Annotated in this window: 19 protein-coding genes and 1 pseudogene; 9 read left to right on the top strand and 11 right to left on the bottom strand. The window is 72.6% G+C overall.

Annotation, left to right across the window (positions count from 1 at the left end; all coding sequences use genetic code 11):
• Positions 1-26: 26 nt before the first annotated feature.
• The 3 genes from Aut01nite_RS03370 to Aut01nite_RS03360 form a co-directional block, all read right to left on the bottom strand.
• Positions 27-953: a hypothetical protein gene (locus Aut01nite_RS03370; protein WP_043529144.1), complete on the bottom strand. Its 927-nt coding sequence runs from the start codon at positions 951-953 to the stop codon at positions 27-29.
• 4 nt (positions 954-957) lie between these two features.
• Positions 958-1,218, bottom strand: coding sequence for a hypothetical protein (locus tag Aut01nite_RS03365; protein ID WP_043529142.1), 261 nt, complete (start codon positions 1,216-1,218; stop codon positions 958-960).
• Positions 1,219-1,542: 324 nt separating this feature from the next.
• Positions 1,543-1,932 carry a hypothetical protein gene (locus Aut01nite_RS03360; RefSeq protein WP_043529140.1) on the bottom strand — a complete coding sequence of 130 codons (390 nt, stop codon included), beginning with the start codon at positions 1,930-1,932 and terminating at the stop codon, positions 1,543-1,545.
• A 223-nt stretch (positions 1,933-2,155) separates the two neighbouring features.
• Between Aut01nite_RS03360 and Aut01nite_RS03355 the strand changes: the two genes are divergently transcribed.
• On the top strand, positions 2,156-4,714 hold the full coding sequence (locus Aut01nite_RS03355; protein ID WP_043529139.1) for an ATP-dependent Clp protease ATP-binding subunit: 2,559 nt from the start codon (positions 2,156-2,158) through the stop codon (positions 4,712-4,714).
• Between the two features lie 40 nt (positions 4,715-4,754).
• Here Aut01nite_RS03355 and Aut01nite_RS03350 read toward each other — a convergent pair whose 3' ends face one another.
• Positions 4,755-5,720, bottom strand: a complete 966-nt coding sequence (locus tag Aut01nite_RS03350) for a LysR family transcriptional regulator (protein ID WP_043529138.1) — start codon at positions 5,718-5,720, stop codon at positions 4,755-4,757.
• Positions 5,721-5,847: 127 nt separating this feature from the next.
• Positions 5,848-6,417 carry a hemerythrin domain-containing protein gene (locus Aut01nite_RS03345; RefSeq protein WP_043529137.1) on the bottom strand — a complete coding sequence of 190 codons (570 nt, stop codon included), beginning with the start codon at positions 6,415-6,417 and terminating at the stop codon, positions 5,848-5,850.
• A 120-nt stretch (positions 6,418-6,537) separates the two neighbouring features.
• Between Aut01nite_RS03345 and Aut01nite_RS03340 the strand changes: the two genes are divergently transcribed.
• The gene (locus Aut01nite_RS03340) at positions 6,538-7,845 is read left to right on the top strand and encodes a M20/M25/M40 family metallo-hydrolase (protein WP_043529135.1); all 1,308 of its coding nucleotides are present in this window, start codon (positions 6,538-6,540) and stop codon (positions 7,843-7,845) included.
• A gap of 21 nt (positions 7,846-7,866) precedes the next feature.
• A complete protein-coding gene (locus Aut01nite_RS03335; protein ID WP_043529131.1) occupies positions 7,867-8,550 on the top strand; it encodes a hypothetical protein in 684 nt (227 codons plus the stop codon).
• Between the two features lie 63 nt (positions 8,551-8,613).
• Here the strand turns inward: Aut01nite_RS03335 and Aut01nite_RS03330 are convergent, their stop codons facing one another.
• The 5 genes from Aut01nite_RS03330 to Aut01nite_RS03310 form a co-directional block, all read right to left on the bottom strand.
• Positions 8,614-8,805, bottom strand: coding sequence for a DUF5703 family protein (locus tag Aut01nite_RS03330; protein ID WP_043529130.1), 192 nt, complete (start codon positions 8,803-8,805; stop codon positions 8,614-8,616).
• A gap of 5 nt (positions 8,806-8,810) precedes the next feature.
• The gene (locus tag Aut01nite_RS03325; protein ID WP_152628937.1) at positions 8,811-9,872 is read right to left on the bottom strand and encodes a hypothetical protein; all 1,062 of its coding nucleotides are present in this window, start codon (positions 9,870-9,872) and stop codon (positions 8,811-8,813) included.
• A 77-nt stretch (positions 9,873-9,949) separates the two neighbouring features.
• A complete protein-coding gene (locus Aut01nite_RS03320) occupies positions 9,950-10,588 on the bottom strand; it encodes a response regulator transcription factor (protein ID WP_043529198.1) in 639 nt (212 codons plus the stop codon).
• Positions 10,585-11,709 carry a sensor histidine kinase gene (locus Aut01nite_RS03315; RefSeq protein ID WP_043529128.1) on the bottom strand — a complete coding sequence of 375 codons (1,125 nt, stop codon included), beginning with the start codon at positions 11,707-11,709 and terminating at the stop codon, positions 10,585-10,587. The genes Aut01nite_RS03320 and Aut01nite_RS03315 overlap by 4 nt, the downstream gene beginning before the upstream one ends.
• A 6-nt stretch (positions 11,710-11,715) precedes the next feature.
• Positions 11,716-12,714: an aldo/keto reductase gene (locus tag Aut01nite_RS03310; protein ID WP_043529126.1), complete on the bottom strand. Its 999-nt coding sequence runs from the start codon at positions 12,712-12,714 to the stop codon at positions 11,716-11,718.
• A gap of 136 nt (positions 12,715-12,850) precedes the next feature.
• Between Aut01nite_RS03310 and Aut01nite_RS03305 the strand changes: the two genes are divergently transcribed.
• From Aut01nite_RS03305 to Aut01nite_RS03280, 6 genes are all read left to right on the top strand, one after another.
• Positions 12,851-13,903 (top strand): LLM class F420-dependent oxidoreductase, encoded by a 1,053-nt coding sequence (locus Aut01nite_RS03305; RefSeq protein WP_043529124.1) that lies wholly within the window; start codon positions 12,851-12,853, stop codon positions 13,901-13,903.
• Positions 13,903-14,595, top strand: a complete 693-nt coding sequence (locus tag Aut01nite_RS03300; RefSeq protein ID WP_043529121.1) for a histidine phosphatase family protein — start codon at positions 13,903-13,905, stop codon at positions 14,593-14,595. Before Aut01nite_RS03305 ends, Aut01nite_RS03300 begins: the two co-directional genes overlap by 1 nt.
• Positions 14,596-14,704: 109 nt before the next feature.
• Positions 14,705-15,301: a DUF3090 domain-containing protein gene (locus tag Aut01nite_RS03295; protein WP_043529119.1), complete on the top strand. Its 597-nt coding sequence runs from the start codon at positions 14,705-14,707 to the stop codon at positions 15,299-15,301.
• Positions 15,298-16,113 (top strand): SCO1664 family protein, encoded by an 816-nt coding sequence (locus Aut01nite_RS03290; protein ID WP_043529117.1) that lies wholly within the window; start codon positions 15,298-15,300, stop codon positions 16,111-16,113. Before Aut01nite_RS03295 ends, Aut01nite_RS03290 begins: the two co-directional genes overlap by 4 nt.
• A gap of 54 nt (positions 16,114-16,167) precedes the next feature.
• On the top strand, positions 16,168-17,412 hold the full coding sequence (gene mshC / locus Aut01nite_RS03285) for a cysteine--1-D-myo-inosityl 2-amino-2-deoxy-alpha-D-glucopyranoside ligase (protein ID WP_043529116.1): 1,245 nt from the start codon (positions 16,168-16,170) through the stop codon (positions 17,410-17,412).
• 234 nt (positions 17,413-17,646) lie between these two features.
• The gene (locus Aut01nite_RS03280) at positions 17,647-17,991 is read left to right on the top strand and encodes a hypothetical protein (RefSeq protein WP_043529113.1); all 345 of its coding nucleotides are present in this window, start codon (positions 17,647-17,649) and stop codon (positions 17,989-17,991) included.
• A gap of 945 nt (positions 17,992-18,936) precedes the next feature.
• On the opposite strand, the pseudogene Aut01nite_RS03275 reads toward Aut01nite_RS03280, so the two are convergent.
• A pseudogene (locus Aut01nite_RS03275) lies at positions 18,937-19,532 on the bottom strand (hypothetical protein); the annotation flags it as partial.

Genomic DNA, 19,532 nt, shown 5'->3' with positions numbered 1-19,532 from the left:
TGCCGGCATCGTCGCAGTGGTCTCGCTCATCGCTCGCGCTCCGGTTTTTTCTCGGTCTCCGGCCGGACGGTGCGGACCGGCTCCGGGGCGTTCGGGTCGAGGGCGCCGGCGTCGCGGCCGAGGCGGGCCAGCAGCACGCCGGTGAGGACGCTCGCGGTCACCGCGTTGTCGGCGGGATGGCCGGGCGGCTGATCGCCGCGTTTCTGCTGTTGCTGCTGGACCGGCACCCGGCAGATCCGGTCGAGCAGGGTCTCCAGCACCCCGGGCGCGGTGCCCGGCAGCAGGGCGCGGACCCGGCCCTCGGCGGCCGTGCGCAGCCGCGGCACGTCCTCCGGGCGGGGCTCGTGACCGAGCAGGTCGCCGGCCAGGCGATGCAGCACCTGCGGGGTGACCGCGGACAGGCCGAGCCCGGTCGACGCGTTGACCTTGTGCAGCTCCCGGCCGAGGCGGGCGCGGTCCCCGGCTCGGACTCCGGCGGCGATCCGGCGCAGCAGCTCGGACGCGTCGCCCTCCTCGCCGGTGCTGCCGTCCGGGGCGGGCGGTGGCGCCTCGCCGGTGAGCTGGGCGACCCGCTGCTGCCACCAGGGACCGAGCCGCTCGGGTGGGGCGGCGGCCTCGTCCTGGCGGGGCGAGCGGGAGCGCTCCTGCTCCTGTTTGAGCGGGGCCCGCCACTCCTGGCCGGCCGGCGCGCCGGGGGTGGCGGACAGGCCCAGCACCGCCAGGTAACGGTCGATCGCGTCCTGGGTGGCACGCAGCGCGGCGGCGGCGCTCTCCGCGTGCTCGTTGCCCTGGGCCAGCCGGGCCACCCCGATCTCCTGGCTGGACTCCTCCTGCACCCAGAGCAGCAGCTGGGTCGCGGCGTTCAGCTTGTTCAGCGCGACGGCGAGCTCACCGGTGGGCAGGCCGTCGGAGATCGCTCGAAGCTGGGCGCCGAGATCCTGCAGCAGGGACATCGCGTCAGAGACTCGCCGTGTAGGTGTTGGCCTGCTCCACCGCCGCCATGGTCGCGCTCAGCGAATCCTCGAGCTGCTGGTGGGCCTGGGAGAGGGAGGCGTGTGCGGCGCCGACCGCGTCGCTGGTGCCGCCGTCGAGGGCCATGGCGAGCATCTGCTGGGCCTCGTCGATCTTCTCCTGCGCCGCCTGGATCGCCTGTTGTCCCTCGGTGACCTGCTGAAGTGCGGTCTGCACGGCAGCTTTGAGTTCGGCGACACTGGCCACCTGCGGAATGCCTCCTGTGCGGTTGACGACTGCGGTGCCAAGCGTACCGCCCGGTTCCCGCCCCGCCGTTCCATGGTGCCGCTTTTGGCGTCCCGTGCCAGCCGTCGCGGAAATCGGTTTCCGCGGGCCGGGCCCGGAGATCGCGCAGGTGAGATCGTATCCGCCACCAGATCCACAGTGGACCTCAGGGGTCGGCGCGCCGGGACACGATCACTCCTGGAAGCGACATCGCCGCGGCGCGGCCGGGTGACGCCGGGATCCCGGACGTGTGCGGAGCCGGGGTGCGGACGGCGGCCGAACCCCCACGCGCCGAAGGGGCGCCGGTCAGCGGGGGACCGCGGAGGGTCCCCGCACCTCGGCGCCGAGGGTGGTGACCCGGTCGCGGAGCCCGCGGTCGGCGGTGACGACCACGGTCCGGCGGGTGGGTGCGCTCACCCGTACCACCGCGACTATCTCGTCGTCGCCGGAGCCGGGGGCGCGGGCGATGCGCACCCCGGGCGGGCCTGGCGGAATGTCCCGGGCTTGGCCCTCGACCACCAGGACCACCTCGACCGGCGCCGGGACGCCCGGGAGGCCGGCCGCCGGGACCGTCGCCAGGCTGTCGCGGAGCCGGGCCGCGGCGCCCGCCCGGTCGCGCCACCAGCCGTCCGGAACCGAGCCGACGACGTTGGCGCCGTCGACGACAACCATCGGGATGCCGCGATCACCCGGCATCGGAGGCTCCGGCAAGGAAGGCTCTCGGAAGAGAGGTATGAGCGAGGGCGGATCCTGGGACGCCGACATGAAGTTGAGTGTAGTCGTGTCAACTTTTTTCGCGATCCGGGAATCAGCGGGGTGGCTCACGCGCTTTTGACAGCCGGGCGGCGGAGTTTGCCGCCCGGGCGGCCGGGTAGCCCGACAGGCGAGCCGGCCCGAGGTACCAGGAGAGAAGAGACTCATGAGCATCGGACCGTTCGGGCCGCCTGGGCCCGGCCAGTGGGACGACCTGTTCGCGCGCTTCTTCGGTGCGGCCGAGCCGCGCCGGTCGGCGCAGCGCATCGATATCGCGCGGTACATGAGTGACGACGCCCGGCAGGTTCTCGCCGACGCGGCACGCCGGGCCGCCGAGCTGGCCGGAGGGGCACGGCCGCTGGCCGACCTCGACACCGACCACCTGCTCTGGGCCGTGCTCCAGCAGGAGCCGATGAAGGAGACCGTGCGCCGGGCCGGCGCCGACCCGGACCGGCTCCTCAGCGAGATGGGCCGCCCCGCGGCCGCCGCCGGTGACCTGCCGGAGAGCATCTCGCTCACCCCGGCCGCCAAGCGTGCGCTGCTGGACAGCCTGCAGATCTCCCGCGCGGTCGGCGCCTCCTACATCGGGCCCGAGCACATCCTGATGGCGCTCGGCCTGAACACCGACTCGGCGGCCGGCCGGCTGCTCGCCGGGCGCATCGTCGACCCGCGCAGCATCCCGCACCACAGCGAGCTGCCGAAACCCGGCGGCCCCGGCCACGGGCACGGCCATGGTCACGGCCACGGGCACGCCCCCGCGGCGCCGACGCCGACCCTGGAGCAGTTCGGCGTCGACCTGACCGAGGCGGCCCGGCGCGGCGAGATCGACCCGGTGATCGGCCGGGCCGACGAGATCGAGCAGGCCGTCGAGATCCTGTCCCGGCGTACCAAGAACAACCCGGTGCTGATCGGGGAGGCGGGCGTCGGCAAGACCGCGATCGTGGAGGGCCTGGCCCAGCGGATCGTGGACGGCGACGTGCCGCTGACCCTGCAGGACAAGCGGGTCGTCCAGCTCGACCTGCCCGGCCTGGTGGCCGGCACCAAGTATCGGGGCGACTTCGAGGAGCGCCTGAAGAAGGTGATCGAGGAGATCCAGGCGTCCGGCGACAGCCTGATCGTCTTCCTCGACGAGATCCACACCCTGGTCGGCGCCGGTGGCGGCGGCGAGGGCGGCGGCATGGACGCCGGCAACATGCTCAAGCCGGCGCTGGCCCGCGGCAGGCTGCGGGTGGTCGGCGCGACCACGCTCGACGAGTACCGCAAGCACATCGAGAAGGACGCGGCGCTGGCCCGGCGCTTCCAGCCGGTGCTGGTCGGCGAGCCGAGCGTCGAGGACACCGTGGCGATCCTGCGCGGGTTGCGGGACAACTACGAGGCCCACCATCAGGTACGGATCACCGACGGCGCCCTGGAGGCCGCGGCCGAGCTGTCCTGCCGCTACATCACCGACCGGTTCCTGCCGGACAAGGCGATCGACCTGATCGACCAGGCCGGGGCCCGGGTCCGGCTGCGGACCAAGACGCCGGACGCGAACCTGCGCGAGCGCGAGCGCCGCCTCGAGCAGTTGTCCCGGGACCGGGACCAGGCGGTGGCCGCCGAGCACTACGAGAAGGCGTCCGAACTGCGCGACCAGATCAACGAGCTGAAAGCGCAGCTGGCCGGTGCCGGCGCGGGCGCCGACGCGGTGCCGCAGGTGACCGAGGAGGAGATCGCCGAGGTGGTGTCACGGGCCACCGGCATTCCGATCGCCCAGCTCACCGAGGCCGAGCGGGACCGCCTGCTGCGCCTGGAGCAGCACCTGCACGAGCACGTGATCGGGCAGGACGAGGCGGTCGCCGCGGTGGCCGAGGCGGTCCGCCGGGCCCGTGCCGGGCTCGGCGACCCGGACCGGCCGGTCGGCAGCTTCCTGTTCCTCGGTCCCACCGGCGTCGGCAAGACCGAGCTGGCCCGGTCGCTGGCGGAGGCGCTGTTCGGCGAGGCGGAACGGATGATCCGGCTCGACATGAGCGAGTTCCAGGAGCGGCACACCGTGTCGCGGCTGGTCGGCGCGCCGCCCGGATACGTCGGCTACGACGAGGCGGGGCAGCTCACCGAGGCGGTGCGGCGCAGGCCGTACAGCGTGGTCCTGCTCGACGAGATCGAGAAGGCGCACCCGGACGTCTTCAACATGCTGCTGCAGGTGCTCGACGACGGGCGGCTCACCGACAGCCAGGGCCGGACCGTCAGTTTCAAGAACACCGTGCTGATCATGACGAGCAACCTGGGCGCCGACCTGATCAACGGCTCCAGCCGCAGCGTCGGGTTCGGCGCCGTGGACAACGGGAGGTCGGCCGAGGAGGAGCTGCGCGACCGGCTCGACCGGCGGCTCAAGGAGCAGCTGCGGCCGGAGTTCATCAACCGGATCGACGAGATCATCATCTTCCGGCAGCTGGAGAGCGACCAGTTGCACCGGATCACCGAGATGCTGCTGACCGAGACGAAGGCGCGCCTGGAGGCCCAGGACGTCCGGATGGAGATCAGCCCGGCGGCGGTGGACTGGCTGGCCGAGAAGGGTTACCAGCCCGAGTTCGGGGCCCGGCCGCTGCGCCGGACCATCCAGCGCGAGCTGGACAACCGGCTGTCGAAGATGCTGCTCGCGGCGGACCTGGCGCCCGGCCGGACGGTGCGGGTGGACGCCCGGGACGGTGCGCTGACCTTCGACGTCGCCCTGTCGGCGGCGGTCTGAGGCCCGACGGGTGAGGGGGCTGCCGGCCCCCTCACCCGGCTCATGCCGCGGCGAGCTCCTGGGGCTGGCTGCGGATCCACTCCATGTAGTTCTCGTTGCGGGCCAGAGCCTCCTGGTACGCCTCCTTGGCGTGCGCCATCAGCTTGGGCGCGCTGCGGGCCGCCGGCGAGTCCGGGTGCCAGCCGAGCACCACCCGCCAGCGCAGTGGGGCTCCGCGCAGTGGGCGGCTGGTCAGCCCGGCCGGCGCGCGGAAGGTCGGCTGGCAGAGCCCGATGGCCATGCCCAGCTCGACCATGTCGATGCAGTTGCGGACATCCGATTCCAGGACCCGGCGGGGGGCGAAGCCGGACCGGGCGCAGGAGGCGGCGAAACAGTCGGCGAAGCAGCCGTCGCCGGGACCGGCCACCCACTGCTCCTCGGCCAGCTCGGCGAGATCCACCTCGAGGTTCTTGGCCTGTGGGTGGTCCTCCGGCATCAGCACGCAGACCGGGTCCATCCCGATGGTCTCCCACACCAGGCCGTACTCCGCGGAGGGGATGGCGTCACCGCAGACCCCGACCTGCGCGTAGTCCAGCTTGCCGGCCAGCACCATGCTGGACAGCTCGGAGATGTAGTAGGACGCGTGCGTGGAGATCTGGGCCTCCGGCTGGGTCGCCGAGAGACGGTGCACGAGATGAGCGACCACCGGTCCGCTGATCGCGCCGATCCGGTACCTGCTCATCGTGTCGGGACCGCTGCCGGCGGCCAGCCGGGCCGCTTCGTCCTGCAGCCCTTTCATCGCCGGCAACAGCACCCTGGCACGGGAGAGGACCAGCTCCCCCAGGGCCGTCGGGCGTGCGCCCCGGCGGTCTCGGTCGAACAGCGGGCCACCCAGTGTCCGCTCGATCCGCTGAAGTTGGGCGGTGAGCGCAGGCTGGGCAAGGCCGAGTTGTGACGCGGCCTTGGTCACGCTGCCGGTCTCCGCGATGGCGCAGACCACCTTCAGATGCCGCAGCTCGAGGTTCATAGCGTGACGTTAGGACTAGAAAGGGATCGAACGCTAGTCCGGAAGACGTGGAATGATCGGCAGCTTGTGACAAACGTATGAACGAACAGGACAGACGGCCCTTACTCGCCAGTACCGTTCTTTTTAGTCACAGATCCCGCGGGTAGGTCGCCCGGGACGTCACCATGTCGCGAACCTTGTCGACCACGCCGATGAGCGGGTCGACCACCTTGTTCCACGGCGGGGTGGCCGGAGTCGCAGGATGCGGCCGGGTCGGCGCGGCCTCCTTGGCCGTCTCGAACCGGTTGCCGAGCCGGATCAGGTCCTCGGCCGAGGCCATCTGCTGCAGCAGCGGCAGCAGCTCCTCGGCGTCGGCCGCGACGTGCCGGCGGATCGCCTCGGCGACCGGCGCCGGATCACCGCCGTGTTCGAGATCACCGAGCCGCTCCAGCAGCGCCTGATCCTCGGCCAGCTCCCGCTCGGCGATCCGGTCGCCGCCGGGCACCGCGGCGCGGACCGCGGGGTAGAGGTACTGCTCCTCGGCGCACAGGTGCCGGGAGATCGTGGCGACCAGCACCGAGGCGAGCCGCGGGTCGGCGGGCGCGGTGCGCAGGCGCCCGGTCAGGGACAGGATCTCCCGGTGCTGCTCGGCGACCACGTCGACGATGCTGCGCCCGGAGGTCGCGCCGCCCACCGGCGGCAGTGGGGGAAGATTCACGTCAGACACGGCACCACCGGTACCCGGGAACGCTCTCTCGGCAAACCCCGCCGGCCGCTGCCGCCACTCTTGCCACGGACTGACGACTCTGCCTTCACAACCGGCTGGTAAGAAGGTCGGATGACGACCACCGCCGAGAGCGAGGTCACGGACCTCTGCCGCGACCTGCTCCGCATCGACACCACCAACACCGGGGACCCGCGCACCACCGTGGGCGAGCGGGCCGCCGCAGAGTACGTCGCCGAGCGGCTGGGCGAGGTCGGCATCGAGTCACGGTTGCTGGAGTCCGCGCCGAAACGGGCCAACCTGATCGCCCGGATCCCCGGCGCCGACCGCTCCCGCGGCGCGCTCCTGGTCCACGGCCACCTCGACGTGGTGCCCGCCGACGCCGCCGAGTGGTCGGTGCACCCGTTCGCCGGCGAGGAGAAGGACGGCTACCTGTGGGGCCGCGGCGCGGTCGACATGAAGGACTTCGACGCCATGGTGCTGGCCGTCGTCCGGGAGTGGAAGCGCACCGGCTACGTCCCGCCGCGGGACATCGTGCTGGCCTACACCGCCGACGAGGAGGCCGGCATGGAGTACGGCTCCCAGTGGCTGGCCCGCGAGCACGCCGACCAGTTCGAGGGCTGCACCGAGGCGATCGGCGAGGTCGGCGGCTACTCGTACACCGTCAACGACGACCTGCGTCTCTACCTGGTGCAGACCGCCGAGAAGGGCTTGGACTGGCTGCGCCTGCACGCCACCGGCCGGCCCGGCCACGGCTCGTTCATCCACGACGACAACGCCGTCACCAACCTGGCCGAGGCCGTCGCGCGGGTCGGCCGGCACCGCTTCCCGACCGTCGTCACCCCCACCGTCCGGGCCTTCCTCGAGCAGGTCAGCGACGCCCTGGAGATCGACCTCGACCCGGACCAGCCGGAGCTGGCGGTGTCCAAGCTCGGCCCGATCGCCAACCTGATCGGCGCGACCCTGCGCAACACCGCCAACCCGACCCGCCTGGAGGCCGGCTACAAGGACAACGTCATCCCCGGCAAGGCGTCGGCCACCATCGACTGCCGGACCCTGCCGGGCCACGCCGACGCGTTCCTGCGCGAGCTGCGCGAGGTGATCGGGCCGGACATCGAGATCGAGCACATGCACCAGCAGCCGGCCGTGGAGACCTCCTTCGACGGCGACCTGGTCGACGCGATGGGCGCGGCGCTGCGGGCCGAGGACCCGGGCGCGCGGACCGTGCCGTACCTGATGTCCGGCGGCACCGACGCCAAGGCGTTCGCCACCCTGGGCATCCGCTGTTTCGGGTTCGCGCCGCTGCGCCTGCCGCCCGACCTCAACTTCAGTGCGCTGTTCCACGGCATCGACGAGCGAGTTCCGGTGGAGGGACTAAAGTTCGGCGTGCGTGTGCTCGACCGCTTGCTCCGAAACAGCTGAATCGGAAGGACCCCCATCTTCATGACTGACCAGAACGCCGAACTCGACGCCGCCCTCGAACGGGTCGTCGAGGCGGCGCGGGCGCACCTGGTGGCCGTCAAGGCGGCCGCCGGCCGCATCGACGACGACGACGTCTGGCAGGCGTACGTCGACCTCAACAACGCCTCCTACGCCTACGACGAGAAGCTGCTCGACGCCTTCGGCGAGGTCACGCCGTGGGACGTGGAGTCGATCGACCCGGACGAGGCGGACCGCCGGTTCGGCGCCGACGCCGGGGCCGCAGCCGGGGCGGGCGCCGACCCGTACCCGCAGGTCGTGTCGGTCCGCCAGCGCCGCGACTACCGCGTGCCGAGCGTGTCCGCGCTGCTGAAGGTCGCCGAGAACGCGCGGCGCAGCTCGGTCCCCGACGACGAGGAGGCCGGCCCGGTCGAGTCGGTCGGCGAGGCCGTGCTCGAGCTGCTGCAGGCCGGCGACGGTTCGCTGTCCTCGCTCGACGTGCCCGAGCTGGAGCCGCTGGACGGCCTGCTCACCGTCACCGAGGTCGCCGAGCCGCTCGACCTGGAGGCGTTCGACGACGCCGACGGCTCCGGCCCGTTCGCCCCGGTCGAGACCGACCTGCTGGTCGGCCGGCTGGACGAGCACCCGTTCCTGCCGGACGAGGACGACCACGACCACCACGACCACGCCGGTCACCACCACCACTGAGCCTCGGCCCGGTGGTCCCCGCCGGGGGACCACCGGGCCGGACCGCTGCTCCGCGTGCCGCCGCTAGTAGGTCAGATGAGGCTGCGGCGTCGCCTGGACCCGGCGGCGGAGCATCACCTTCCGGGTGCCGTCGGCGAAGAGCTGGACCTTGGCCAGTTCCCACCCGGAGAACTCGGCCGCAATGGCGAGCTGCGCCGCCGCGGTCAGCCGATCGACGTGTGAGGGCAACCGCAGCGGCGCGTATTCGTAGTCCATGCGATCTAATATGCTCCCGGCCCGGCCCCGGTGACCAGGCCCGGCAACGGCTGGTTCTCCGGTCGGTGACATGTGCCGCACGCTGGGCGGCGGCGCAGATGGTAGGCGTACGCGGCCAGGCCCAGAGTGATCGACCACACCGGCCACAGCATCATCGGGATCCGCGACGCCAGGCCCGAGCCGTCGTACAGCGCGCCGGCCCCCTCGCCGGTGAACAGCGAGATCGACGCCGACCACACGAAGACCGCCACGATCGACGCCGGGATGGTGGCGAGCCGGATCGGGACGCGCCGGCCGCGGGCGAACGGGATCCAGCGCGGGAAGCGCTCACCCCACCGCTGGATCAGGCCGAGCGTGAGGATCGTCCCCACCAGAGCGAACGAACCCAGGCCGGCGCCGGCCCACACCATGCCGGTGCGCCGCATCTCGGCGAGGAACTCCTCGGTGATGCCGAGCGGGATCCCGGCCAGCCAGGCCACGCGGGTCGCGGCGTAGAGCGCCGGGATGATCGCGGCGATCCAGGTCACGGCCCGGCCCCAGCGCGCGGCGCCCTCCGGGGTCGCCCAGCCGGCGGTGGCGGCGGAGCGGCCGCACGCCTCGCACGCGCCGGTGGTGCGGCGGCGCCAGCGGATCGCGGCGCGGGCGATCAGCAGCCCGCCGGCGACCGCGCAGACCTGATTGGCGAGCGCCCACGTGAAGATCGTGCCGTAGTCGACGGGTGGCCAGCCGAACGGGAAGCCGATCACCAGGATCGGCAGGTAGCCGGCGAGGGTCAGCAGCCGGACGTCCGCCACCAGGGCCAGCAGCGCGAACGCCACCAGGAACAGGTAACCGACCAGGGCGGGCCGGGCCGGGACACCCGAACCGGCGGCGAACAGGACGGCGGCGGCGGCCAGCAGCACCACGGCGAACACCGGGGCGCCGACCGCGGGATCCAGGGCGCGGAGCACGCTGTCGGCGTTGCGGGAGTCGCCGGTGCCGAAGGGGAAACCGCGGCCGGTGATCGTCCAGCCGAGAGCGAGGAGGCCGTAGGCCGCGGCCCAGCCGGCCGCGATGCGATGAGTCATGCCGTCCACGCTCGCCGCGGCGGCGGCGGCGCGGATCCCCGCCCGGAGGGAACCGCCTCCCCCACGAGAGGGAGACCTCAGAGCGGGACGAAACCGGAGCGGTACGCCGTGACGACCGCCTGCGTACGATCCCGGACCCCGAGTTTGTCCAGGACGTTGCGCACGTGCGTCTTGACCGTCTCGACGCCGAGCACCAGCCGCGCCGCGATCTCGGTGTTGGACAGCCCCTCGGCCATCAGGGTGAGCACCTCCGCCTCCCGGGCGGTGAGCCGCGCCGTGGCGATCCGGCCGTCGGGTGGCCCGTACGCCGCCGCCAGCCGCCGCACCGCCGACGGGAACAGCAGCGAGTCGCCGCGCGCCACCACCCGCACCGCCTCGGCGAACTGTTCCGGCCGGGCCCGTTTCAGCAGGAACCCGCCGGCGCCGGCCCGCAGCGCCTCGTAGACGTACTCGTCGTTGGCGAACGTGGTCACCACCAGCACCTTCGGCGGCTCCGCGAACCGCTCCAGCAGCAGCCGGGTGGCCTGGATGCCGTCCAGACGCGGCATCCGCACGTCCATCAGCACGACGTCCGGCCGCAGCCGCATCGCCGCCGGAACCACCTCGGAGCCGTCGGCGACCTCCCCGGTGACGGTGAGATCCGGCTCGGCGTCCAGCAGCGCCCGCAACCCGGTCCGGACCAGCGCGTCGTCGTCGGCGATCAGCACGCTGATCACGGCGCCGCCACCGGGAGCCGGGCGGCGACCCGCCACCGGCCGCCGTCCGGGCCCGCGGTCAGCGTGCCGCCGAGCAGCCGCACCCGTTCCCGCATGCCCTCGACGCCGTGCCCGCCGCCGGTACGCGCCGGCGGCGCGGCGGTCCGGTTGGTCACCTCGATCATCAGGTCCCCCTCCTGCCGGATGTGCAGCGTCACCTCGCCGCAGCCGTGCCGCGCGGCGTTGGTCAGCGACTCCTGGACGATGCGGTACGCCTCCCGCGACACCGCCGCCGGAACGTCGAACGGGTGCACGTCCGCCCGTACCCCCGCGGTCAGAAGTTGATCGAGATCGTCGAGGGTGGGCGCCGGGCGGCGGGTGGCGGGTGAGTCCCGCAGGATGCCGAGGACCGTGTCGAGTTCGGTGGCCGCGGACCGGCCGGTGTCCTCGATCGCGGCGAGCGCCCGCCGGGCGAACCCGGGATCCGCGTCGAACACCGCCCGGGCCCCCCCGGCCTGCAACGTCATCGCGGTCAGCGCGTGCCCCACCGCGTCGTGCAGCTCCCGGGCGAGACGGTTGCGCTCGGCGAGCCGGCGTTCGGCCTCGCGCACCTCGGCGAGACGTTCGGCCACCGACGGGCCGAGCAGCACCGGCGCCATGGTGCCGGCGAGCCGGCCCAGACCGGCCACCACCGCCACCGTGACCAGGATCCCGACCGGCGCCCAGACCCACGACGGGTGCAGGTCGACCCCGCCGATCGCGCCGCTGGTCAGGCCGAGCCGCTCGGTGATCGCCAGCAGCGCCACCGGCAGGGCGATCAGCAGCACCGCGCCGACCAGCCCGCCGGTGACCAGATGCAGCGCGAACCAGAGCGCCGACCGCAACCGGGTCTCCAGCTCGACCCGGCCGGAGCCGGGGAGATCGACCCCGAGGAGGGCACGGGCCGCGGCGATCTCCAGCTCCCGGGTGCCGCTGAGGAACGGCGGCAGCACCCCGATCACCGCCACCACGACGGCCGTGGCGGCGATGCCGGCCCGGCTGCCCGGATCGGTGACGAACAGTTGCGCCAGCAGACCGGCCGACACCAGGTACGGCAGCGCGAGCACTCCGCCGAGCAGGAAGAACACCGTCCGCCGCAGCACGCCGGCTCAGCCGAAGTAGGTGGTCGGGTAACTGACGCCCTCACGCTCCGGGTACCCCACCTCGATCGCCGACACGTCGTCCAGCGCGAACGCGATCTCCGCCGGCAGGGTGAGCTGCTCACTGCGCAGCGCCCCCTGCAACTGCCCGGCGGTCCGCGCGCCCAGGATCGGCGCCGCCACCCCCGGCCGGTCCCGGATCCAGGCCAGCGCCACCTCGAGCGGCGAGACCCCGAGCCCGCCGGCCGCCGTCACCACCGCCTCGACGATGCTGGAGCTGCGCGGCTCCAGATAGGTGCGGACGAACTCGCCCATGTGCTCGGAGGCGGCCCGCGAATCCAGCGGCCGGCCGTTGCGGTACTTGCCGGTGAGCACCCCCCGGCCCAGCGGCGACCAGGCCAGCACCCCGAAACCCAGAGCCGCGCCGGCCGGCAGCAGCTCCCGCTCGATGCCGCGTTCCAGCAGCGAATACTCCATCTGGGCGGCCACGATCGGGGCCCGGCCGGGGAACGCCGCCTGCCACGTCGCCGCCCGCGCCGTCTGCCAGGCCGCGAAGTTCGACACCCCGGCGTACCGCACCCGGCCGCTGGCCACCGCCTGGTCCAGGGCGGCCAGGGTCTCCTCGAACGGGGTCTGCCCGTCGGACCCGTGGATCTGCCACAGGTCGACGTAGTCGGTGCCGAGCCGGCGCAGCGACGCGTCCAGGGAACGCAGCAGGTTGCCGCGGGAGGCGTCGCGCGGACGGTACCGGCGCGGGGTCAGCCCCGCCTTGGTGGCGATCACCACCTCGTCCCGGGGCACCAGATGATCCAGCAGCGAGCCGATCACCGACTCCGCGTCGCCGTCGCCGTACACGTCGGCGGTGTCGAGGAGCGTGCCGCCCGCCTCCAGGAAGATCTTCAGCTGATCCGCCGCGTCGTCGGGATCGGTGTCCCGTCCCCAGGTCATGGTGCCGAGCGCGAGCCGCGAAACCGCCAACCCGCTTCGGCCGAGCGGTCGCTGATGCATGAGTGAACCTTATTCAGAGTCCCAGCCCCGCGACATCCCACAAACTCCGCCGGGCGGGTCGGTTACCGGACCGAAACGGCGGAAGCCGTCGATCAGTAGGCTTACGTCGACGACAGATCTTCGGGAGGGCAGGCGCGTGCGGCTCGGACTCAGCCTCGGCTACCAGACGGCGTGGAGCACCCCCGCCGACCACCTCGCGATGGCACAGGAGGCGGATCGGCTCGGCTACTCCGTGGTCTGGACGGCGGAGGCGTACGGCTCGGACACCGTCAGCATGCTCGGCTGGATCGCCGGCCAGACCGAGCGGATCGACCTGGGCGCCGCCGTGATGCAGATCCCGGCGCGGACGCCGGCGATGACGGCGATGACCGCCGCCACCCTGGACACGCTGTCCGGCGGCCGGTTCCGGCTGGGCCTCGGCGTGTCCGGGCCACAGGTCTCCGAGGGCTGGCACGGGGTGCGGTTCGCCAAACCCCTCGGGCGTACGCGGGAGTACGTCGACGTGGTCCGGATGGCCCTCGCCCGGCAGCCGGTGTCGTACGCGGGCGAGCACCACCGGCTGCCCCTGCCGGGCGGCGCGGGCAAGGCGCTCAAGCTCGGCTTCCACCCGCTGCGCCCGGACATCCCGATCTACCTGGCCGCCGTCGGCCCGAAGAACCTGGAGCTCGCCGGGGAGATCGCCGACGGCTGGCTGGGCATCTTCCTCGCCCCCGACGTCCTCGGCGACCAGCTCGCCCCGATCGCCGCCGGCCGGGCGAAGGCCGGGAAGGACCTGACCGGCTTCGACGTGGTCGCGTCGGTGCCGGTGTCGATCGGCGACGACCTGGACGCGTGCGCCGACACGATCCGGCCGTACGCGGCGCTGTACGTCGGCGGCATGGGCAGCCGCGAACAGAACTTCTACAACGCCATCGCCGTCCGGATGGGCTACCCCGACGAGGCGAGACTGGTGCAGGACCTCTACCTGAGCCGGCAGCCCCGCGAGGCGGCCGCGGCGCTGCCCCGCGAGTTCATCGAGAGGACCTCCCTCATCGGTACGAAGGAGAACGTCACCCAGCGGATCCGGGAGTACGCGGCGGCCGGCGTCGACACCCTCTCGATCAGCCCGTACGTCGGTGACCTGCAGAGCGGCCTGGACACCCTGCGCCTGGTCGCCGAGGCGTACGCCGACGCGGACGTGGTGGGCTAGTGGCCACCGTCCTTCTGCTGCGGCACGGGCGCACCACCGCCAACGCGTCCGGCGGACTGGCCGGCCGCCAGCCGGTCGAACTCGACGACACCGGCCGCGCCCAGGCCGTCCACGCCGGTGTCCGGCTCGGCGACCTGCCGCTCGCCGCCGTGGTCAGCAGCCCGCTGATCCGCTGCCGGCAGACCCTGGAACTCGCCCTGCCGTGGGCCGAGCCGGCCCTGGAGGACGGCCTGATCGAATGCGGGTACGGCGACTGGGAGGGCCGCCCCCTCAAGGAGCTGGCCAAGGAGCCGCTCTGGCCGGTCGTCCAGCAGCACCCCAGCGCCGTCGTCTTCCCCAACGGGGAGGCGATGGCCGCGATGTCGGCGCGCGCGATCGCCGCGGTCCGCGACTGGGACGCCAAGGTGACCGCCGAGCACGGTCCGGACGCCATCTGGCTGGCGTGCAGCCACGGCGACGTGATCAAGGCCATCGTCGCCGACGCGCTGGGCCTGCACCTCGACCAGTTCCAGCGGATCGTGGCCGACCCGGCATCGATCACCGTGATCCGGTACACCCCCACCCGGCCGTTCGTGGTCAGGGTCAACGAGACCGGGGAACTGGCGTCGCTCGTACCGCCGAAGTCCGAGGGCGAGGACCGGGCGCGGGAGAGCGACGCGGCGGTCGGCGGCGGCGCCGGAGCGGGCGTCTGACGACACTGCGTGATCGCCGGATAGCCGCAGCGTGTACCCCGTTGCGCCCTCGGCGAACCCACCAGGCCGACAGGCGCGGATATCCGCGCGGATGGCTAGGGTTGTCTCCATGACCCACCAAGTGCATGCCTTCGAGCCGCCGGAGCGGTTCGTCGCCGGGACGGTGGGCGAGCCGGGTGACCGCACTTTCTACCTCCAGGCCCGCGGTGGCGGCCGGGTGGTCAGCGTCGCGCTGGAGAAGGTCCAGGTGTCGCTGCTCGCCGAGAAACTCGAGGAGCTCCTCCTCGAGGCGAACAAGCGGTTCGGCGTCTCGCTGCCGGAGGCCCCGCTGGCGGCGGTGCACGACAACGAGCCGCTCGACACCCCCGTCGACGAGGAGTTCCGGGTCGGCACCCTGGGCCTGGCCTTCGACGTCGACACCAGCACCGTCGTCATCGAGGCGATCGAGGCCGGCGAGGCCGAGGCCGACCTGTCCGGCACCCCCCTCGACGACGACGAGGAGGATGACGACGACGAGCCCGACGACGACGAGCCCGACGACGACCTCGACCGGCTGCGGGTGCGGTTGACCCCCGAGGCGACCCGCGCCTTCATCGACCGGGCCCGCCGCGTCGTCGCGGCCGGGCGGCCACCGTGCCCGCTCTGCGGCCAGCCGCTCGACCCGGCCGGTCACCTCTGCCCCCGGCACAACGGTTACCACCGGTGACGGCGGAGCCCACGTCCGCGCTGGCCGAGGCCGATGCCCTCGAACTGCTCGGGCGGGGCCGCATCGAGATCGAGGGGCGCCTCGCCGACGCCTCCAACACCACCCTGCGCGCCGAGATCAGCCTGGGCGGGCTGACCCGCCGCTGCGTCTACAAACCGGTCCGCGGCGAGCGGCCGCTCTGGGACTTCCCGGACGGCACGCTCGCCGGCCGTGAGGTGTCCGCCTATCTGGTCTCCCGCGCCACCGGCTGGGATCTGGTGCCACCCACCATCCTGCGTGACGGCCCTCTCGGCCCGGGCGCGCTCCAGCTCTGGATCGACGAGCCGGCCGAGGTGCCGGCGCTGATCGGTTTCGTCCCCGCGTACGACGTGCCGGACGGCTGGTTCCCGGTGGCCGCCGCCCGCGACGACGACGGCGACGCCTACGCCCTGGCGCACGCCGACGACGTCCGGCTGGCCCGGCTGGCCGTCTTCGACGCGGTCATCAACAACGCCGACCGCAAGGGTGGTCACGTCCTCTACCCGTCGACCGGCGGCCTGCACGGTGTCGATCACGGCGTGAGCTTCCACGTGGAGAACAAGTTGCGCACGGTCCTCTGGGGCTGGACCGGCAAGCCGCTGCCCGCGGAGACGACCGCCGTCCTGACGCGTCTGGGGGAGGAGCTGGCGGGGCCGCTCGGCGAGGCTCTCGAGGAGCACCTGACGGTCTCCGAGGTGCAGCATGTGGGCCTGCGGGTGAAGCGGCTGCTGCGGGCCGGCCGGTTCCCGCAGCCGCCGACCGACTGGCCGGCTATTCCCTGGCCGCCGATCTAGAGGTTTTGGTCACGGGGCAAGACTGCTTCCCGGGCCGCTGGTTAGGCTCCGAGCATGGATGCTTGGACCGGTCACGACGTACCCACCCTGCCGGACTCGCCGGGCCGGCCCGCGCTCCGGCTCTACGACACCGCGCGGGCATCGCTGCAGCCCAGCACGCCGTCGGGGGTCGCCACCATGTACGTCTGCGGCATCACGCCATACGACGCGACCCATCTCGGGCACGCCGCCACGATGATCACTTTCGACCTGGTGAACCGGATGTGGCGCGACGCCGGTCTCGACGTCCGTTATGTGCAGAACGTGACCGACATCGACGACCCGCTGCTGGAGCGGGCCGCGCGCGACGGTGAGGACTGGATCGTCCTGGCGATGCGGGAGACCGCCCTGTTCCGCGAGGACATGGAGGCGCTGCGGATCATCCCGCCGGCGCACTACGTCGGGGCCGTCGAGTCCATCCCGAAGATCGTCGAGCACGTCTCCGAACTGCTGGCGTCCGGCGCGGCGTACCGCCTCGACGACGGCACCGGCGACATCTACTTCGCCGTCTCCGCCGCGCCGGACTGGGGTTACGAGTCGCATCTGTCGCGGGAGGAGATGACCGCGCTGTCCGCCGAGCGTGGTGGCGACCCGGACCGTGCGGGCAAGCGTGACCCGCTGGACCCGCTGCTGTGGCGTGGCGCGCGGGAGGGCGAGCCGGTGTGGGACGGCGGCGACCTGGGCCCCGGGCGTCCCGGCTGGCACATCGAGTGCGCCACGATCGCGCTCGGGCTGCTCGGCGACGCGATCGACGTGCAGGGCGGCGGCAGCGACCTGCTCTATCCGCACCACGAGTGCTCGGCGGCGCACGCCGAGGTGCTGACCGGCGTGTCGCCGTTCGCCGCGCACTACGTGCACGCCGGGATGATCGGCCTGGACGGCGAGAAGATGTCGAAGTCGCGCGGCAACCTCGTGTTCGTGTCGCGCCTGCGGGGCGACGGTGTGGACCCGATGGCGGTGCGCCTGGGCCTGCTCTCCGGGCATTACCGCAGTGACCGCGACTGGACCGATGACGTGCTCAAAGCCGGTCAGCAGCGGCTGGCGCGGTGGCGGGAGGCGGCGGCCGCACCGGCCGGTCCGTCGGGCGCGGGGCTGCTCGGCGCGGTCCGCGAGGCGCTCGCCGGCGACCTCGACGCGCCGGGCGCGCTGGCGATCGTTGACGCGTGGTCGGAGGCGGCGCTGTCCGGCGCCGGGGATGACGCCGCGGCGCCCGAGCTGATGGCGCGGACCGTGAATGCCCTGCTCGGAGTGCATTTGTAGGCCTGTCCACCAGTGCCCCCGCCCGGTCGCCGGGCGGGGGTTTTCCGGTTTCTGGGCCGGGCTTTCCGGTTCCGGGATGGACGACCCCGCCGGACCTTAGCCTGATTTCGCCGTTTACGTGCTGATTTTCACGAAATGATGAAACATGGCGCGTTTTTCGGGCAAATGCACGCGAAACGGCTCCACTGGGTCCAGAATTTTCCCCAAGCAACCAACCGCTTGAAAGGAAACATCATGCGTCGTACGGCTCTGTACCTCGGCGGTCTCTTCCTGGCCACCGGTGCCACGCTGGCCATGGCCGGCCCGGCGATGGCCGCTGACGGCAAGTGCCCGAAGACCGTCGCCGTCTCCGGCTACAACGCCAACTACGGCACCGGCGTCGCCTACGGCTACGCCCAGCCGGTTCACCCGGTCGCGGTCGTCCCGGTCGGTTACACCAGCGGCTACGGCGTCGGCGGCTACGGCGTCGGCGGCTACGGCCTCGGTGGCGGCTACGACTCCAGCATCAACAACTCGCAGAGCATCACCCAGGGCAGCTCGCTCGCGAACATTGCTGTGCAGGGTATCGACGTCCTCTGAGATAGGGCGAAACACCTGACCCCTGACGGGGTCTAGCGAATGACTGATGCCTGAGACGCCCCCCGGTGTCTCAGGCATCAGTCGTTTCTGTTCGAGCGCGCACTTTTCGCAGCGGTCCGCCGGTCGGGGCGACCGCGTCCACGGCGCGTTCGGTCCTGCCGGAGTCACCGACGGGCAGCCGGTCGCGGGCGTTCTGGCTGATCCGTGTGCCGTTGAAGTCGAGCCGGCTCAGCGCGATCTCGGTGATCCCGGTGGCGGAGACCCCGCGTACGCCTCGGCATGCCGAGCAGAGCCCGACCGCACCGGCGTGATCGGGGAGACGAGCAGCGACGGCAGGTTGCTGCCGCTGCCGGTGGCACCGGAGAACGTGACCGAGCCGGCACCGGTGCGCGCGAATTCCGTGGTGATCACAGCGGTGCCGGCCGGGACCTGGCAGTCGCGCCACGACGAGTCCTGCGGCGGCGGCTTCGAAGCCCAGTCGAGGATGCTGTCGGGTCTGGTGCCTGTCGTCCATGGGGAGCCGACGACGGAAGCGCCGATCTTTCGGGCCCAGGTGACCGCGCGTACGCCGGTTGCGCCGTGGGATGACCGAAGGTTCGGGAAAGACGATGGAGACGGTCACGACGCGCGGCGTCACGGGCCACCGGTGACGTGCCGGGCCCTGGCAAGGCCACTTCGTCACCTCCACGACGTCGAGCCGCCACATTCGTCGGTATCTGTACCGGCATCGACTATGAGGTGGCCGGCATGCAGGACCTGGTCGACGCGCCGGTCTCGTGGTCCGCACACCGAGGAGGCACGTCCGATCCGGCGGCGCCGGCCACCGCTTGCCGGGGCCGCCGGAGAACGCCGGTTCAGCCGTCGCCGCGGGCCGGCTGCTCCCGCCGGGGTACGAGCAACGATGGGCCGCACTCGTGAGAGCGCGGCCCATCTCCCATGCCGGTACTAATCCTTCAAGAAGCGCTCAAGCGGGGTCGAGAAGCCGGGCAGGCCGCCGCCGAGGCCGGGCAGGCCGCCGCCACCGCTGGGCAGGCCGCCACTGAGGCCGGGCAGGCCGCCGCCACCGCTGGGCAGACCGCCGCCGAGGCCGGGCAGGCCGCCGCCACCGCTGGGCAGACCGCCGCCGAGGCCGGGCAGGCCGGGCATGCCGCCGCCATCGCCGAGGCCGGGCACGCCGCCGCCGTCACCGAGGCCGGGGAACCCAGGAATGCCGCCGCCGTCACCCAGGCCGGGCAACCCGGAAATGCCATCGCCGTCGCCCAGGCCGGGGAACCCGGGAATTCCATCGCCGAGGCCGGGAATGCCGTCGCCGCTGCCGGGAGCACCGGGATCGGTGCCGGGGAGCCCGGGCGAGTCGGAGTCGCCGGTGCCGGGATCGGTGCTCGGAACCTCAGGGGAGTCGGAGTCACCGGAGCCCGGCAACCCGGGAACATCATCGCCAAGGCCGGTGAAGTCGCCGGACCGGATATCTGAAGCCAGGTCGTTGGCTTTGGACGACGCGCTCTTGTCGTCGGCAGAGTTCAGCTTGCCGTTGCCCTTGT

Source organism: Actinoplanes utahensis (genome assembly GCF_016862455.1).
Taxonomy (GTDB): domain Bacteria; phylum Actinomycetota; class Actinomycetes; order Mycobacteriales; family Micromonosporaceae; genus Actinoplanes; species Actinoplanes utahensis.
Note: the sequence above shows the minus strand (reverse complement) of the source record. Positions and strands in the feature narration are given on the sequence as shown.